The organism is Streptomyces sp. NPDC001927 (genome assembly GCF_053594455.1).
On record NZ_JBSFEN010000002.1, the window covers coordinates 269,456 to 286,579 of the forward strand.

The following is a 17,124-nucleotide window of genomic DNA, read 5'->3' on the forward strand; positions in this document are numbered from 1 at the left end:
GCCCAATGTGTCGGTTGTACGCTCCGGCGCAGAGTTTCCGCTGGTCAAAGTGCACGTTGGGGTGTTCGGCTCACCAAACGTCGTGTCCTCGTTCGTAGCGGTTGGATATGTTGCAGGCATGGTGAAGACAGGCGATGGAGACGTTTGGGCTCCGCTCGAGCTGCTGGCCCAGCGGGTCCGCGACGAACTTGCCACGGCCGGGCTGCCCGTGGTCGAACCTGGTCTCGCACCCGAGATCTCTGTCGGCGCCCTGGTCACGGTGGACACCTGGAACCATCCGTTGCACGGTCAGGACCCCGAAGTCGTAGTGAGCTGGCAGGTGAGCCTTCACCTGCGGAACACCGCCATTGAAGATTTGAAGCTGGGGCTGGGAGTGACGGCGGCGATCCGGCAGTCCGGTGAGGCCAAAGTCGCGATGGCCGCTGCGGTAATCGCCATCCTGTCAGCGGCCGGGTTCACCGCAAAGGACCACGACAACGACATGAGCCCCTTCGATGTACGGGTCCTCGCTGGGCCTTCGGATGTCCCATATCGCATCAATGACTAACCGGGCAGGCGAGTCCAGTGACTGCCCGAACCATCAAGGAGACACCCTCTAGCCGTACGCGACCACCGCCATCAGCAGCAGTACGGACAGCACCACCTCCACGGCCCCCACCACCGCCGGCCTCATCCTGCCGAGCCGCGGCATCAGCAGCGCCCTGGCGAGGCAGACGGCGAAGAAGGCCGTGAGCCAGGGGGAGAAGTAGAACCAGGCCACCGCCAGCGCCACAACGTGGAACAGTGCCGACGCCCATCCGTACGCACGGCTGTCGCGCTCGCGGATCATCGTCTTCACGTACCAGACCGTGCCGGTGAAGTAGAGGAGACAGGCGAGCGCGGGCAGGCCTGCTTGTACCCACGTACCCCCGCCCAGCAGCACCGCGACCGGGAGTACTCCGCACGCGGGGACCACCGCGACGAGGCCGTTGACCAGGGCTCGCTCGCGGTTGGCCCGTGCGTAGCAGCAGTTGACCGCGAGGAGCGGCAGCGCGCAGGCGGTGGCGAGCAGTAGCCACGGGGCGTGGACGACGAGTGCCGCGGCGAGAGGGAGTAGGGCCGCTGTGAAGACCAGGGCGGGGCGCGCATGGCGGCCGGCGGCCCGGGGGTTGCGGGAGTGGCGGCGCAGGCGCAGCCACTGCTGGGCGTGGAAGAGGGCCATGTACGTCAGCAGCCATGCGGCCAGCAGCACGGCGTGCCAGGGGCTCGGCTCTGCCAGCAGCATCCCCGCGAGCAGCGGCACGAGCAGCATCGCCCAGGCGCCGTGCTGTTGCGGGAGCCATCGGCGCAGGGCACGCGAAGCCATCCGGTCCATCCCCTCAAGTGCGGTGTCGATGCGCCGTCCCGAAACGGTCGTACGGTCGCCGCCTTTCAGGCTGGCTGCTCAGCCGTACGGCGTGCAGGTGCTGTGGGCCCGCCGCCGAGGGGCGAAGGTCCTGCCGGTGAGGTGACCGGGGTCCCACCAGGTGGCCTTCGTACGTCCTCGGGACCGGAAGGTTGCTCCATTGGGCCCGGGATGACGGGACCAATGGCGGCAAAACCCCTCACATACCCCTCATAGGCTCACCAGGTCGTGGCCTTGCGGCGCTCATGCCCCGTCGAGCACGACCCAGGCGCATTCGCACATGCTCAAGAGGAGTCCCGTTGCAGAAGAAGCAGGGCGGTGACCCCGCCGACCTCCTGATCAAGGCCGGACGGTTCTTCAGCCGCGACACGGTCTCGGACGACCTGCGGACCGTGACGCGCACCGGCGGCCGTGAAGCGGAGTCGTTCTACCGGGACCGCTGGAGCCACGACAAGGTCGTGCACTCGACGCATGGTGTGAACTGCACCGGCTCGTGCCGGTGGAAGGTGTACGTCAAGGACGGCATCATCACCTGGGAGACGCAGGCCACGGACTATCCGAGCGTCGGCCCGGACAGCCCCGAGTACGAGCCCCGCGGCTGCCCGCGCGGCGCCTCCTTCTCCTGGTACACGTACTCGCCGACCCGCGTGCGCTACCCGTACGTCCGCGGCGCCCTGCTGGAGATGTACCGCGAGGCGAAAAAGCGCCTGAAGGACCCCGTGCTCGCGTGGGCGGACATCCAGAACGACCCCGAGCGGCGCCGCCGTTACCAGAAGGCGCGCGGCAAGGGCGGCCTGGTGCGGGCGACTTGGGACGAGGCCGTGGAGATCGTCGCGGCCGCGCACGTCCACACCATCAAGCAGCACGGGCCCGACCGCGTCGCCGGCTTCTCACCGATCCCGGCGATGTCGATGGCCTCGCACGCGGCCGGCGCCCGCTTCCACTCGCTGATCGGCGCGCCGATGCTGTCGTTCTACGACTGGTATGCCGACCTGCCGGTCGCCTCACCTCAGGTGTTCGGCGACCAGACCGACGTACCGGAGTCGGGTGACTGGTGGGACGCCGCGTATCTGATGATGTGGGGCTCCAACGTTCCCGTCACGCGGACCCCGGACGCCCACTGGATGACCGAGGCGCGCTACCGCGGCCAGAAGGTCGTCGCCGTGTCCCCGGACTACGCGGACAACACCAAGTTCGCCGACGAGTGGATGCACCCGCACCCCGGGACCGACGGCGCGCTCGCGCTGGCGATGGGGCATGTGGTCCTCAAGGAGTTCTTCGTCGACCGGCAGACGCCGTTCTTCACCGACTATGTGCGCCGGTTCACCGACCTGCCGTTCCTCGTCACCCTCAAGGAGTCGGACTCCGGCCTCCTCCCGGACAAGTTCCTCACCGCCGCCGACCTCGGCCAGGACGTCGAGAACGCCGCGTGGAAGCCGGTCCTCCTCGACGACGCCACAGGGGATCCGACGGTCCCCAACGGGACGCTCGGTCACCGCTGGAGCGACGGCGACAAGCCCGAATGGAACCTCGACCTGGGCGATGTCGTGCCGAGGCTGAGTCTGTACGAGGCCGGCAGCGACGGCACCGAAGGTGACCGCGCCGAAGTCGTCCTGCCCCGCTTCGAGGAGGGCGCGCCCGGCACCGTGACGCGTGGCGTGCCCGTGCGCCGCGTCGGTGGCCGGCTCGTCACGACCGTGTTCGACCTGATGCTCGCCCAGTACGCGGTCGGGCGCCCGGGCCTTCCGGGGCAGTGGCCCACCTCGTACGAGGACGCGACGACGCCCGGCACCCCCGGCTGGCAGGAGACGCTGACCTCCGTGCCCGCGGCCCAGGCCGTGCGCGTGGCGCGCGAGTTCGCCGACACCGCGGAGCGCTCGAACGGCCGCTGCATGATCCTGATGGGCGCCGGCACCAATCACTGGTTCCACTCCGAGACCATCTACCGCGCCTTCCTGGCCCTCCTCACCCTCACCGGCTGCCAGGGGCGCAACGGCGGCGGCTGGGGCCACTACGTGGGCCAGGAGAAGTGCCGCCCCGTCACCGGCTGGGCCACTCTCGCGGCCGCCTCCGACTGGTCGCGTCCGCCGCGTCAGATGATCGGCGCGGGCTGGTTCTACCTGCACACCGGGCAGTGGCGCTACGACACCCTGCCCGCCGAGTCGCTCGCCGCGCAGACGGGTGAGGGGCGGTTCGCCGGGATGACCGGTGCGGACTGCCTGGCCGCTTCGGCGCGCATGGGCTGGATGCCCTCGTACCCCACCTTCGACCGCAACCCCCTGGAACTCGGCGCGGGTGAGGACCCCGTCGCGGACGCCGTGCGGGAGCTCAAGGCGGGCACGCTGAAGGTCGCCGCCGAGGACCCGGACGCCCCGGAGAACTGGCCGCGCGTGATGACCGTGTGGCGGGCCAATCTGTTCGGCTCCAGCTCCAAGGGCAACGAGTACTTCCTCAAGCACCTGCTCGGGACGCACTCCAACCTGCCTGCGGACGGCCCTCGTTGCAGCCCGCGCGACATCCGGTGGCGGGACGAGGACGTCGAGGGCAAGCTCGACCTGCTGCTCTCACTCGACTTCCGGATGACGTCGACGACCCTGCTTTCGGACGTGATCCTGCCGGCGGCCACCTGGTACGAGAAGCACGACCTGTCGTCCACCGACATGCACCCCTTCCTGCACGCGTTCACGCCGGCCATCGACCCGCCGTGGCAGGCCCGTACGGACTACGACGCCTTCCTGACGATCGCCCGGCGCTTCAGCGACCTGGCACGCGAGCACCTCGGCGTACGCAAGGACCTGGTCGCCACCGCCCTCCAACACGACACCGCGGGCGGCGAGATGGCACAGCCCGGTGGCGTAGCCCGTGACTGGGCGCGCGGCGAGTGCGAACCGGTGCCCGGCCGCACCATGTACAACCTGACCGTCGTGGAGCGCGACTACGGCGCGATCGGCGAGAAGTTCGCGGCGCTCGGCCCGCTCGTCGACACCCTCGGCGTGACGACGAAGGCGGTCACCTTCGACGTCGGCGATGAAGTCGCCCATCTGCGCGCGAAGAACGGCGCGGTACGCGGCGGTGTCGCCGACGGGCGGCCGCGCCTGGACACGGCGCAGCGCGCCTGCGAGGCGATCCTGAGCCTGTCCGGCACCTCCAACGGTCGCCTCGCCACCCAGGGCTTCCACACCCTGGAGGCCCGTACCGGACAGGAGATGGCGCACCTGGCCGCCGAGCACGAGGGCAAGCGCATCACCTTCGCCGACACCCAGGCCGCTCCGGTGCCGGTCATCACCTCACCGGAGTGGTCCGGCAGCGAGTCCGGAGGCCGTCGCTACACCGCCTTCACCATCAACACCGAGCACCTCAAGCCCTGGCACACCCTCACCGGCCGGCAGCACTTCTTCCTCGACCACGACTGGCTGCACGAGGTCGGCGAGGCCCTGCCCGTGTACAAGCCACCGCTGAACATGCACCGCCTGTACGGAGAGCCCGAGCTCGGCTCGGTGACCGACGGGCGTGAGGTGGCGGTGCGGTTCCTCACCCCGCACAACAAGTGGGCCATTCACTCCCAGTACCAGGACAACCTCTACATGATGACCCTGGGTCGCGGCGGTCAGACCGTCTGGATGTCGCCGCAGGACGCCGAGGCGATCGGGGTCCGGGACAACGAGTGGGTGGAGGCCGTCAACCGCAACGGTGTCGTCGCGGCCCGCGCGATCGTGTCCCACAAGATGCCGCCCGGCACGGTCTACATGAACCACGCCCAGGAGCGCACGGTCGGTGTGCCGAAGACGGAGAAGACGGGCCGCCGCGGCGGCATCCACAACTCCCTCACCCGAATCATGATCAAGCCCACCCATCTCATCGGCGGCTACGCCCAGTTGACGTGGGCCTTCAACTACCTGGGCCCGACCGGGAACCAGCGTGACGAGGTCACCGTGATCCGCCGTCGCAGCCAGGAGGTCGACTACTGATGCGTGTCCTCGCACAGATCGCGATGGTCATGAACCTCGACAAGTGCATCGGCTGCCATACCTGTTCCGTCACCTGCAAGCAGGCGTGGACCAACCGGCGCGGCACCGAGTACGTGTGGTTCAACAACGTCGAGACCCTGCCCGGCCAGGGCTATCCGCGCCGCTGGCAGGACCAGGAACGGTGGAAGGGCGGCTGGGAGCGCACCCGCTCCGGCCGGCTGCGGCTGAAGGCGGGCGGCCGTCTGAAGCGGCTCGGCACGATCTTCGCCAACCCGGATCTGCCGACGGTCGACGACTACTACGAGCCGTGGACGTACGAGTACAAGAATCTGACCGACGCCCCGGCGGGCGACGACATGCCGGTGGCGCGCCCGTACTCGCAGACGACGGGCCTGCCGATGGACACCATCGAGTGGGGCCCCAACTGGGACGACAACCTCGGTGGCGCCCCCGAGCACGGGCCGAAGGACCCGCTGGTGGAGCAGGTGCGCGACCAGGTCGGCGAGCGGATCCGGTTCGAGTTCGAGCAGAGCTTCATGTTCTACCTGCCGCGGATCTGCGAGCACTGCCTCAACCCGGCGTGCGTCTCCGCCTGCCCGTCGGGCGCGATGTACAAGCGCGAGGAGGACGGCATCGTCCTGGTGGAGCAGGACCAGTGCCGCGGCTGGCGGATGTGCGTGAGCTCGTGCCCGTACAAGAAGGTCTACTTCAACCACGCCACCGGCAAGGCCGAGAAGTGCACGTTCTGCTTCCCGCGCATCGAACTGGGCATGCCCACCATCTGCTCCGAGACGTGCGTGGGCCGCATGCGCTACCTGGGTGTGATGCTGTACGACGCCGACAAGGTCGCCGAGGCCGCGGCCGTCGAGGACGAACACGACCTGTACCCGGCCCAGTTGGAGTGCTTCCTCGACCCGAACGACCCGGCGGTCGCCGAGGCGGCGCGGGCGAGCGGGATCACCGACGAGTGGCTCGACGCCGCCCGCCGCTCCCCCGTCTTCGACCTGATCCGCACCTATCAGGTGGCGCTGCCGCTGCACCCCGAGTACCGCACCATGCCCATGGTCTGGTACGTCCCGCCGCTGTCCCCGGTCGTGGAGGCGGTGGCCGCGACCGGTCACGACGGCGAGGACGCGGGCAATCTGTTCGGCGCGATCGACAACCTGCGCATCCCCGTCGAGTACCTGGCCGCACTCCTCACGGCGGGTGACACGTACCCGGTCGACGCGGTGCTGCGGCGGATGGCCGCGATGCGGGCCCATATGCGCAGCCGGAACCTGGGTGAGGAGCCGGATCCGGCGATCGCCGACGCGGCACGGCTGACGGGCCAGGAACTGGAGGACATGTTCCGGCTGCTCGCCGTCGCCAAGTACGAGGACCGCTACGTGGTCCCCTCGGCGGCGCGGGCGGACGCGGACGCGCTGGCCGACTCGCATCCCCTCGACGGCTCGCAGCCACTCGACGGCGACTGCCCCGTGGCGTCCGCCCCCGGGCAGCCCGTCCTGCTCAACCTTTCCAGGACCCGGAGGTCCTCATGACACCGCACGCACGGATCCGGCTCGCGGCCGCCCGGCTGCTGGTCCACCCCGACGAGCAGCTGTACGGGGAACTGCCCCTCCTGCGGAAGCTCACCGCGCAGGTGGAGATCCCCGAGCTGACGCGGTTCCTGGCCTTCGTGGAGGGCGAGCGGCCCCTGGACCTCGCCGCGCACTACACCTCGGTCTTCGACACCCGCAACCGCCGGTGTCTGTACATGACGTGGTGGACCGACGGCGACACCCGCAACCGCGGCCTGTCGCTGGTACGCGTCCAGCGCACCTACCGCGACCACGGCCACCGCTTCGACGGCGGTGAACTGCCCGACTTCCTGCCCGTGATGCTGGAGTTCGCGGCCCTGGAGGAGGAGGCGGGCACCGCACTCCTCGAGGATCACCGGGCCGGTCTCGAACTGCTCCGGCTCGCCCTGACCGACCACGGCACGCCGTACGCACTCCTCCTCCAGGCGGTCAGCGCCACCCTCCCCGGACCCACACCCGCCACCCGTGAGGAGGCCAAGGCCCTGGCCCGCAAGGGGCCTCCCCGCGAGAGCGTCGGCCTCGAACCCCTCGGCCCCGGCGTCGACCTGCCCTGGCCCAAGCTGCCCGAAAGGACCTCGGCATGATGGACCTGCTGCTGTGGGGCGTCCTGCCCTACACCGTCCTCGTCCTGCTCGTCGCGGGCCTGGTGTGGCGGGGACGCCACGACCGGTTCGGCATCACCACCCACTCCTCGCAACTGCACGAGTCACGGCTGCTGCGGATCGGCTCGCCGCTGTTCCACTTCGGCATGGCGTTCGTCGTGGTCGGCCATGTCGTGGGCCTGCTGATCCCGCAGAGCTGGACCGACGCCGTCGGCGTCGACGACCACCTGTACCACCTCCTCGCCGTGAGCACCGGCACGCTGGCGGGCGTCGCGGCGATCGCCGGCATCGGCATCCTCGTGTACCGCCGCCTCAGCGTGCCGGCCGTGCGCCGCGCGACGCTGCGCAGCGACCACCTGATGTACACGGTCCTGATCGGTGCGATGCTGCTCGGCCTGACCGCGACCGTCCTCAACTCGGTGGGGGCGACCGGGGAGTACAACTACCGCGAGGGCATCTCGGTCTGGTTCCGCTCCCTATTCGTCCTCCGGCCGGACTACGCGCTGATGGCCGGCACCCCTCTCGCCTTCAAGCTGCACATCCTCTTCGGCTTCGCACTCATCACCCTCATCCCGTACTCGCGCCTGGTCCACATGTTCACGGCCCCGGTGCGCTACCTGTTCCGGCCGTACGTCGTCTACCGCCGCCGCGACCCGCGGCAGCAGGCCCAGCGGCCGAAGCGGCGGGGCTGGGAGCGCGTCTCATGAGCCGCGCCATCCGCTCACCGCGCCACAGCATCGCGGAGCGACCCTTCATCGTCATCTGGGAGACCACCCGGGCGTGCCCCCTCGCCTGCCACCACTGCCGTGCCAGCGCCCAGCCGGCCCGCGACCCGCGCGAACTCGACGGCCCCGACGCGCGTGCCCTCATGCGCCAGGTCGCCGAATTCGGCCGCCCCTCGCCCCTGTTCGTGATCACGGGAGGTGACCCGTTCCAGCGGGAGGACCTCAACGATCTGATCTCCTACGGCACTTCGCTCGGGCTTCGCGTCGCCGTGTCCCCCTCGGGGACACCCACCTTGACCCGCGCCAACCTCACCGCCGTCCGCGACGCGGGCGCCGTCGCCCTGTCCTTGTCGGTCGACGGCTCCACCGCAGCGCGGCACGACGCCTTCCGCGGTGTCGACGGCGTGTTCCAGTGGACGGTCGACGCGTGGCGCGCGGCCCGGGAACTGGGCCTGAAGGTCCAGATCAACACCACCCTCACCCGGCACAGCCTCGACGATCTGGCCGACATCGCGGCCCTCGTACGCCGCGAGGGCGCCATGCTGTGGTCGGGATTCCTCCTCGTGCCCACCGGCCGCGGCGCCGGCCTGGACGCGCTGACCCCGCAGGAGGTCGAGGACGCCCTGCACTTCCTCTACGACTGCGGATCCGTCATCGCGACGAAAACAACCGAGGCCCATCACTTCCGGCGCGTCGTGCTCCAGCGCACCCTGCACGAGCGGTGCGGAACCCGGCCCGCACTCGGCCCGCTGCACCGCCGGCTCACCGCGCGCGCCGACGAACTGCGCCTCTTCGACGGACCGCACCGCGGCGTCCGCAGGCCGCCCATGGACGTGTCGTCGGGGCGCGGCTTCGTCTTCGTCTCCCACACCGGTGAGGTGCACCCGAGCGGCTTCCTCCCCGTGTCGGCCGGAAACGTCAAGGACCGCTCCCTCACCGAGCTCTACCGCACCTCCGACCTGTTCACCTCCCTGCGCGAGGTGGGGAACCTGCGGGGTGCCTGCGGGCAGTGCGAGTTCAACCGGCTGTGCGGCGGCTCCCGTTCGCGCGCGCACGCCGTGCACGGCGACCTGTTCGCCACCGACCCCTGGTGCGCCTACGAACCCGGCACGTTCCCCCACCGGACCGAACTGCAGGAGGTGCTCGCGGCATGCGCACCGTGACCGTCATCGGCGGAGGCATCAGCGGTCTCGCAGCGGCCTGGGCCCTGCGCGACACCGCCCGCGTGGTCGTGCTCGACACCGCGCCCCAGGTCGGCGGCAAGCTCCGTACCGGAAATGTCGCAGGCGTCCCCGTCGACCTCGGCGCGGAGTCGATGACGGCGATGCGGCCCGAGGCGGTGCGCCTCGCCGAGGACGTCGGCCTCGCCGACGCGCTGTGCACACCACGGCCCGCGCCGGTCACCATCTGGAGCAGGGGCGCCCTGCGCACCATGCCAGCCGGGCACGTGATGGGGATCCCGACCCGGCTCGACGAACTCGCGGCCTCCGGCCTGCTGTCCGACGACGGGATGGCGCGACTGCGTCGCGCCGAGGACCTCGTACCCCCGACGACGTCGACGGATGTGACCGTGGGCGAATACCTGAAGCCCGTACTGGGTGAGGAGGCGGTGGAGCGGCTGATCGCGCCACTGCTCGGCGGCATCCACGCGGGTGATGTGAACCGTCTGTCGCTCGCCTCGGTGATGCCCCAGCTGGCCGCGATAGCCCAGGACGGTGAGCCGCTGCTCGCCGCACTGCGCCGCAAGGTTTCCACGAGCGGGAACGCACCGCGTCCCGCGCCGGTACGGGGCATGGCCGGCGGCCTGGGCCACTTCGCGCAGGAGGTCGCGCGGGCCTCGGGCGCCACGGTCCTGACCGGCACCGCGGCCCTGGCGCTGGACACCGAGCCGCGGGGAGCGGGCGGTTGGCGTACGCACGCGGCGACGGCCGACGGTCTCCTCACCATCGACTCGGACGCCGTGGTCCTGGCCCTGCCGGCCCACGGGGCCGCGCCTCTGCTCCGGCCGCACGCCCCTCTCGCCGCCGAAGCCCTGGCCGGGATCGATCACGCGACGAGCGCGGTGGTCACCCTCGCGTTCAGCCGGGACGGGACGACTCCGGGCGCCCTCACCGAGCGCAACGGATTCCTCGTACCCCCAGGCGAGGGAGGCGCCGTCAAGGGCGCCACGTTCCTGTCCACGAAGTGGAGCTGGCAGTCCGACGCGGCTCCGGACGTGTTCCTTCTGCGCGCGTCGCTGGGCCGGGCGGGCAACGACACGGTGTCGTCACTCACCGACCGGCAGCTGATCCGGGCCACCTTGGCGGACCTGACCGCGGCGATCGGCCCGCTCGGCGGCCCCCTCGCGACAGAGGTGACCCGTTGGGACAGGGGCCTCCCCCAGTACCACGTGGGCCACCGCGAACGGGTCCGCCGCATACGGGGCGGTCTCGCCGGGCATCCGGACCTGGCCGTGTGCGGCGCCGCCTACGACGGGGTCGGCGTCTCGGCCTGCGTCGCGAGCGGCTTCACGGCGGCGCGGGCGGTGATGGGCGGGCTCTGAGCGCGTCGGAAACGCGGCAGGCCCCGCCCCTCCGTGCGTCGGAAACGCGGCAGGCCCCGCCCCTCCGTGAGGAGGGCGGGGCCTTGCGGGTGCTGCGGGTGCTGCGGGTGCTGCCGGCGCTGCGTGTGCTGCCGGGCGCAGCGTGTGCTGTGGTGGCTGGGAGTCGGTGGGGTGACTCTTAGTACCAGCCGTTGGCCTGCCAGAAGGCCCAGGCGGCGTTGGGGGAGCCGTAGCGCTCGTTCATGTAGTTGAGGCCCCACTTGATCTGGGTGGCGGGGTTGGTCTTCCAGTCCTTGCCGGCCGTGGACATCTTGGAGGCCGGGAGGGCCTGGACGAGGCCGTAGGCGCCGCTGGAGGAGTTGGTGGCGGAGGGGTTCCAGCCGGACTCGTGGTTGACGATCTTGCTGAACGACGCGTACTGCGAAGCCGGGACGATCTTCTTCGCAATCTCCTGCGGCGTCGCGGCCGAGGCCGTGGACGTCGTGCCGAGCACCGCACCCGAGGCGCCCAGCAGCACGGCTGCGGAGACGGCGAAGGTCTTCTTGCGGGACGAGACACGAGCGGAGAGCGAGCGGAACACGAAGCGACCTAACGTCGGGGACAAGGGGCGCGCCGGGCGATTTCGGCAAGACGGAACCAGAACCGGGGAACCCGGAGACTGGGGGAATCCGCCTGACCGAGGAACTGCGCTGGAGCGCTGCTGCCTGGCGACGTCCACCAGACAAGCAGGGCCGAACGGGCGACGCAACGACCCCCGGTACGAAGCGGAGTCGGACCCGCGACGAAGGTCACGGGGCGGGGGATGGGACGTTTCCGCAGGTCGACGACGGGTGTGTGGGGATTTAGGAGGGTATGCGCTCTCTCCTATGCCGCCTCGTACGTGACCTAGGTCCTGTGGGGCGCCTCACCCCAGAGGGACCCCTCAGGCACCGGTCCGTCACACCGCGCTCGGGTCCTGATACACCGCGTCGAGGGCCAGATACGCGCCCCCTCGGGCCGCCGCCGTGAACCCCAGGGTGGAGAGCAGGACCTCGCAGCCGCCGGCGTCCGGCGCCATCACCCGGTCGCGGACCACGTGTCGCACGCGGTCGAGCATGAGGTCGCCGATGTGCGTGAAGTAGCCGCCGAGTACCACCACGCCGGGGTTCAGCACGTCGGCGAGGACCGCGATGCCCAGACCCAGATCGTCCGCGACGCGGTCGAGCGCCTCCAGGGTGCGCGGGTCGCCGTCCTCGGCGCGGCGGTGGAGTTCGGCGAGCCGGGTCTCCAACTCGACGGCCGGGTCGCGGATTTCGTCGCCGTCGTCGGCGGCGAGGCGGAGGATGGCGTCGAGTCCGACCAGCGTCTCCCAGCATCCGTATCGTCCGCACACGCAGACGCGAGGCTCGGAGCCGAGAGGGCCGAGAGACTCGAGAGGGCTGAGAGACCCGGGAGTGCCGCGCGGGCCGAGCGGCATGTGGCCGACCTCGCCGGCGAAGCCGCGGCGGCCGCGCAGCAGACGGCCGTCGCTGATGATGCCGGCGCCGATACCGCGTTCGCCGGTGATGCAGACCATGTCGTGCACACCCCCACCCGCACCCAACTCCTGCCCGGCCACGTCCTGCCCGGCCATGTCCTGGACCCGTACGTACTCCGCCATCGCGCCGGCCTTCGCGTCGTTCTCGACGGCGACGTTCTCGGCGGTGAGACGGGGCGGGGCCGGTGCCAGGCGGGCGAGCAGCTCCTCGGCGACCGGGACGTTCCGCCAGCCGAGGGCGGGTGCGTACGCGACGGCGCCCAGGCTCGGGTCCACCACTCCCGGTACGGCCAGCGTGAGGCCGATCGGTCGCTTGCCGTCCTGTTCCAGGGCGGCCAGGCAGGCCTGGACGGACCGCGCCGCACGGTCGAGCACCGCGTCGGTTCCGGCACGGGCGACGTCGACCGGGCTGCGGTGCTCGTACGCGATGTCGCCGGTCAGGCTGAGGGCGAGGACGTACACGTAACTCGTACTGATCTCCACGCCGATCCCGCAGATGTCCCGGCCGTCGAGGTGGACCAGGGTGCCGGGGCGGCCGACGGCGCCTTCCCGCTGCGCGGGCCCCTCGCTGACGAGGCCCAGGGTGACGAGTTCGGCGACCAGGTTGGTGATGGTCGGCTTCGGCAGCCCCGTGTCGCCGGCGAGTTGGGCGCGTGAACGCGGCCCCGCGTCGCGCAGGATCCGCAGCACCACACCGAGGTTGGTGCGCCGGAGGGACCGCCGGTCGCGCGGCTGCGCGGGCCCGGACAGGGCGGCGTTCGCAGGCGCCGCCGTTCGCGGGTCAGCCTTCACTCGTTCCTCGTTCCTCGTCTCTCGCCGGGCGGGACGGCTCTCATGATGGCAAGTCTCCGGCATCGGCCTCCCGGAGCCTCGACGGTCTCCCCCAGCCTCTCCCGGAGCCTTGACACCCCCTATTAGTTCGGATTTTATTCAAACTAATTCGAGGACCCGCGGGCGCGCCCTCTCGGGCGGTCCAGCCGGAGAGGAGTCTCTGTTGTCGGCTCGTTCCAGGATCAGAATCGCCGGTGCTCTCGTCGCGGCGGCCGTGGCGCTGACCGGCTCGGCGGCGGCCATGCCGGCCTCCGCCGCCGATCCCACGTACTCGGTCACCATCGGGTCCAAGGGCTCGTGGACCCACCCTGACGACACCCCCGCCGCCACGTACATCGACAAGGACGGCTCCTTCTACTACCAGTCCGCGCACGCCCTGTACGCCCAGAACGACCCCCGCACCTGGACGTTCTACCGGGGCAAGGACTTCGACGGCGCCAAGCGCGACGCCGCGCTGAGCGAGGCGGTCAACCCGGCCAACGCCCTGGACCGAAACGACGACACCACGTGGCGGTGCAACAACAGCCCCACCGGCCGGGAGTCCACGTACGCGGCCGCCGGCTCGCACTACTCACAGCGGAACTACTGCGACCTGATGGGTGTGTGGGTGGACCCGGACTCGGGCGACTGGTACGGCCTGGTCCACAACGAGTTCACCCCGGACCCCTTCGGGGACAACCTGCACTACGACGCGATCGACTACGCCGTCTCCAAGGACCAGGGGAAGACCTGGGACATCAAGGACCACGTCCTCACCTCGCCGTACAGCACCGAGCGAGGGGACGACGAGGCCTTCCCCCACGACACGTACCACTACGGCAACGGGGACGCCCGGCTGTTCGTGGACACCGCATCGGGCTACTTCTACGTCTACTACAACTCCCGCGCCATCCCGAAGGGCGGCGTCCCCGGCGGCTGGACCGACGGCAGCCGGGGCCATGTGGCCCGCGCCCCCATGTCCGCGAAGATGGCCCCGAGTTCCTGGCGCAAGTGGTACGACGGCGCCTGGTCCCAGCCGGGAGTCGGCGGTCTGGAGAGCAACATGGAGCCGGTCGACGCCGACAACCCGACGGGCTACACCCCCGTCGAGAAGGACTACGACCCGGCCACCCCAGGCAGCGTCGCCGAGCAGCAGGCGGCGGGCGAACTGCCCGCCAAGTCCGACCTGTTGACCATGAGTGTGGTCTACAACGCCCACCTCGGCCTGTACTTCGGTGAGCCCGAGGCCGTACACCAGGACGGCTCGGAGGCTCAGCGCTTCTACGTCACCGACGACCTCTCCACCCAGAAGTGGCGGCTGATCGGCGACTCGGGCGACTACCGGTCGGGCTCCTGGTACCGCTGGATGCTGGACTCCGTGAACAAGACCGGCTCCACCATCGTCGGCAAGACCTTCCGCAGCTACTGCTCGTTCTTCTGCTCCAACGGGGCGGACGGCGAGTACTACAACACCACCGTCGAGACCAGCGCCCCGGCCGCACCGGTCGTCTCGGGGTCGGCCTACACGATCGCCAGCGGCAACGGCCGCGTCCTCGCCCAGGCCACCGGGAGCCGGGCGACCACCTCGTTGCCCACGGGTGACGGGTCAAGCCGCAGCAAGTGGATCTTCTCCTCCAACGGCGACGGTTCGTACCGCATCGCCAACGCCGGCAGCCGGGAGCTCCTCGGTGTGGACTCCACCCGCGACAGCGGCCGTGCCTGGGGCGCGCAGCCGACGGTGGCCGCGGCACGGCCCGGCGGCCCGACCGTCGGCCAGCAGTGGTTCGTCATCCCCGGAAAGACCGTCGACGGCGCGTCCACCGGTACGTTCCGCCTGGTCAACCGCTACAGCGGACTCGTGATCGGCATGTCGGGAGTCTCAGGCCGACTCGTCGAGACCACGCCCACGCGGGCCTGGACCGACACGACCGGTGGCCAGGTCGGCGGCGCGAGGACGGCTGCCGAGCAGACCCTGACGCTCACGCCGACGGGCCGGGCTGCCCGACCGTAAACCCGTGTCGGCCGGACGGCGGACCGTCTCGCCGCTGTCCGGCCGACACGACTCCCGCACCGCCACTACCGGAGAGCCGCGCCATGAGCCGATACCACCTGCGCTACCAGGTGATGCCCGATCAGGACCCCACCGCACTCGCGGACTTCTGCGTGAAGCACTCCGTCGACGAGGTCGTACTGATCATCGGGTCGGAGGAGCTGTACGCAGGACACCTGGCGGGCGTGGAAGAGGACCGCTGGTACGCCGCCACGCGCGCGGCACGGGAGGTCCTGGCCGACCGGGGCATCGGGGTCAGCCTGAACCCCTGGGTCACGTCCGGGCACGCCGATCGGGGCCGCGTCCAGGACCTGGGGTTCGCGCCGCTCGTCTCCCCCACCGGCGAGGTCTCGACGGCGGCGGCCTCCTTCGCCTGCCCGGTCTGGCGCGCCTGGATCGCCGCCCACTACGGACGCTTCGCCGAGCTCGGGTTCCGGGTGATGTGGCTGGAGGACGACTTCCGCTTCCACAATCACTCCCCCTTGACCTGGGGCGGCGGCTTCGAGCCGGAAATGCTGGCTCGGCTCGGTCTGGACGTGACGCGGGAGGAACTCGTCGCCGCCGTCACCGCGCCCGGCGAGCCGCACCCGTGGCGGGCGTTGCTCCAGCGGACCTGGCGGACGGCGCAGCTCGAGGTCGTCGATCTCGTGCGCGAGGCGATCGCCGGCCGTTCCACGCTCGGCCTGATGAGTTCAGGGCTCGGCATAGCCTCGGTCGAAGGACGCGACTGGAACCAGCTCTTCGAGCGCATCGGCGCCCACCGCCCGCACTTCGCCCCGTACAGCGACAGCCCCGCCGCCGGCCTGGCCCGCTCGGTGGCCATGCTGGAACTCCAGAACGGGCTACGGGCCCCGTCGGTGGAAGTGGCGCCCGAGATCGAGAACTGGCCCCACACCGGGTGGACGAAGTCCGACACCCAGACCTGGTCGGAGATGGTCACGGCGACCCTGTCCGGGGCGGACGCCCTGCTTCTCGACGTGTTCCCGTTCGTCACGGGTGATCCGGCGCGCTATCCCCGGATCGGGCGGATGCTCGCGAACTCCCGGGCGGCGCTGGACTTCTGTGCCACCGATCGCCCGCGGTCGGTCGGCATAGGCATTCCCTGGCAGCAGGACACAGCCGCTTGCGTACACGGTGACGGCACGATGCAGGGACTGGAGTCCGACCCCCTAAGGGCCTCGGAGTATCTCCTCCCGTACGGCGTGCCGATCCAGGCGGGCGTCGCAGAGGTGAACGCCCTGTTCGGCACGGTCGCGTGGGGCGTGCCCGATGCCTCGGTGGAGCAATTGCTGCTCGGCGGGCTCCTGCTGGACGGAACGGCCGCGGCGATCCTGGACCGGCGCGGGTTCGGTGAGCTGCTGGGCGTCACCCTCCACGAGGAGGTGGCCCGGGACACGCCGTTGCCCGCCCCGTACAGCATGGAACGGATCCTGGACGGCGGAGCGCTCCTCAGCGTGAACGTACAGCCGTCGGTGGTCCGGATGACCGCCATGCCCGGGGCGGAGACATGGACGGAGATCCTCACCCCGCGCGGTGAGCCCTGGGGAGCGGGGCGGGTCGCCTACGCGAACTCCCTAGGGGGCAGGGTGGTCACGATGGCGGCCTGCCGCCCCGAGACCCTCGGCCGCTGCGACGACGGCCGACGACTCGCCCACCGGGTCCTGCGCTTCCTGGGCGCCCACATGCCCTTCGTGACGGGCGGCCCCCACCTGATCCCCCAGTACGCCCGCCTCGGCCCCCGCCACCGCCTGGCCGTCGCCAACGGCTCGGCCGACCCCTCCCGTCCACGCGTGACGATCGAGGACGTGACGGGCGACATCACGGCGACCCTCCTGTCCCCGCTGTCCACCCCCAGGCCGGTCGAGGCGGTACGGGAGGACCACGTCATCACGATCGAGGACGAGGTGCCCCACCGCGGCTACCTCGTTCTGGAGTGGTCCTGAGAGCCGG

General features: G+C 70.6%; 12 protein-coding genes. 9 read left to right on the top strand and 3 right to left on the bottom strand.

The genetic code is table 11. The features are described from left to right. Positions 1–118 precede the first annotated feature (118 nt). Complete coding sequence (locus ACWCO8_RS05790; RefSeq protein ID WP_451031100.1) at positions 119–547, top strand: hypothetical protein; 429 nt, start codon at positions 119–121, stop codon at positions 545–547. Between the two features lie 48 nt (positions 548–595). On the opposite strand, the gene ACWCO8_RS05795 is transcribed toward ACWCO8_RS05790, so the two are convergent. Beyond that, positions 596–1,345, bottom strand: a complete 750-nt coding sequence (locus tag ACWCO8_RS05795) for a YwiC-like family protein (RefSeq protein ID WP_451031101.1) — start codon at positions 1,343–1,345, stop codon at positions 596–598. 338 nt (positions 1,346–1,683) lie between these two features. On the opposite strand from ACWCO8_RS05795, the gene ACWCO8_RS05800 reads away from it, so the two are divergent. From ACWCO8_RS05800 to hemG, 6 genes are read left to right on the top strand one after another with little or no spacing between them, the layout of a single operon-like run. Further along, on the top strand, positions 1,684–5,352 hold the full coding sequence (locus ACWCO8_RS05800; RefSeq protein ID WP_451031102.1) for a nitrate reductase subunit alpha: 3,669 nt from the start codon (positions 1,684–1,686) through the stop codon (positions 5,350–5,352). Continuing rightward, positions 5,352–6,890: a nitrate reductase subunit beta gene (gene narH, locus ACWCO8_RS05805; protein ID WP_451031103.1), complete on the top strand. Its 1,539-nt coding sequence runs from the start codon at positions 5,352–5,354 to the stop codon at positions 6,888–6,890. The genes ACWCO8_RS05800 and narH overlap by 1 nt, the downstream gene beginning before the upstream one ends. Beyond that, entirely contained in the window at positions 6,887–7,513 is a 627-nt protein-coding gene (gene narJ, locus ACWCO8_RS05810) for a nitrate reductase molybdenum cofactor assembly chaperone (protein WP_451031104.1), read from the top strand. The genes narH and narJ overlap by 4 nt, the downstream gene beginning before the upstream one ends. Continuing rightward, positions 7,513–8,238 (top strand): respiratory nitrate reductase subunit gamma, encoded by a 726-nt coding sequence (gene narI / locus ACWCO8_RS05815; protein ID WP_451031433.1) that lies wholly within the window; start codon positions 7,513–7,515, stop codon positions 8,236–8,238. The genes narJ and narI overlap by 1 nt, the downstream gene beginning before the upstream one ends. Continuing rightward, a complete protein-coding gene (locus tag ACWCO8_RS05820; protein WP_451031105.1) occupies positions 8,235–9,419 on the top strand; it encodes a TIGR04053 family radical SAM/SPASM domain-containing protein in 1,185 nt (394 codons plus the stop codon). Before narI ends, ACWCO8_RS05820 begins: the two co-directional genes overlap by 4 nt. Continuing rightward, complete coding sequence (gene hemG, locus ACWCO8_RS05825; protein WP_451031106.1) at positions 9,407–10,798, top strand: protoporphyrinogen oxidase; 1,392 nt, start codon at positions 9,407–9,409, stop codon at positions 10,796–10,798. Before ACWCO8_RS05820 ends, hemG begins: the two co-directional genes overlap by 13 nt. Before the next feature lie 178 nt (positions 10,799–10,976). Here the strand turns inward: hemG and ACWCO8_RS05830 are convergent, their stop codons facing one another. Together ACWCO8_RS05830 and ACWCO8_RS05835 are read right to left on the bottom strand one after the other, a co-directional pair. Next, entirely contained in the window at positions 10,977–11,378 is a 402-nt protein-coding gene (locus ACWCO8_RS05830; protein WP_451031107.1) for an aggregation-promoting factor C-terminal-like domain-containing protein, read from the bottom strand. Positions 11,379–11,735: 357 nt separating this feature from the next. Beyond that, positions 11,736–13,106, bottom strand: a complete 1,371-nt coding sequence (locus ACWCO8_RS05835; protein ID WP_451031108.1) for an ROK family protein — start codon at positions 13,104–13,106, stop codon at positions 11,736–11,738. A 202-nt stretch (positions 13,107–13,308) separates the two neighbouring features. On the opposite strand from ACWCO8_RS05835, the gene ACWCO8_RS05840 reads away from it, so the two are divergent. Both ACWCO8_RS05840 and ACWCO8_RS05845 read left to right on the top strand, forming a co-directional pair. Next, positions 13,309–15,135 carry an RICIN domain-containing protein gene (locus ACWCO8_RS05840; protein WP_451031109.1) on the top strand — a complete coding sequence of 609 codons (1,827 nt, stop codon included), beginning with the start codon at positions 13,309–13,311 and terminating at the stop codon, positions 15,133–15,135. An 83-nt stretch (positions 15,136–15,218) separates the two neighbouring features. Continuing rightward, positions 15,219–17,117, top strand: coding sequence for a hypothetical protein (locus ACWCO8_RS05845; protein WP_451031110.1), 1,899 nt, complete (start codon positions 15,219–15,221; stop codon positions 17,115–17,117). Positions 17,118–17,124: the final 7 nt, after the last annotated feature.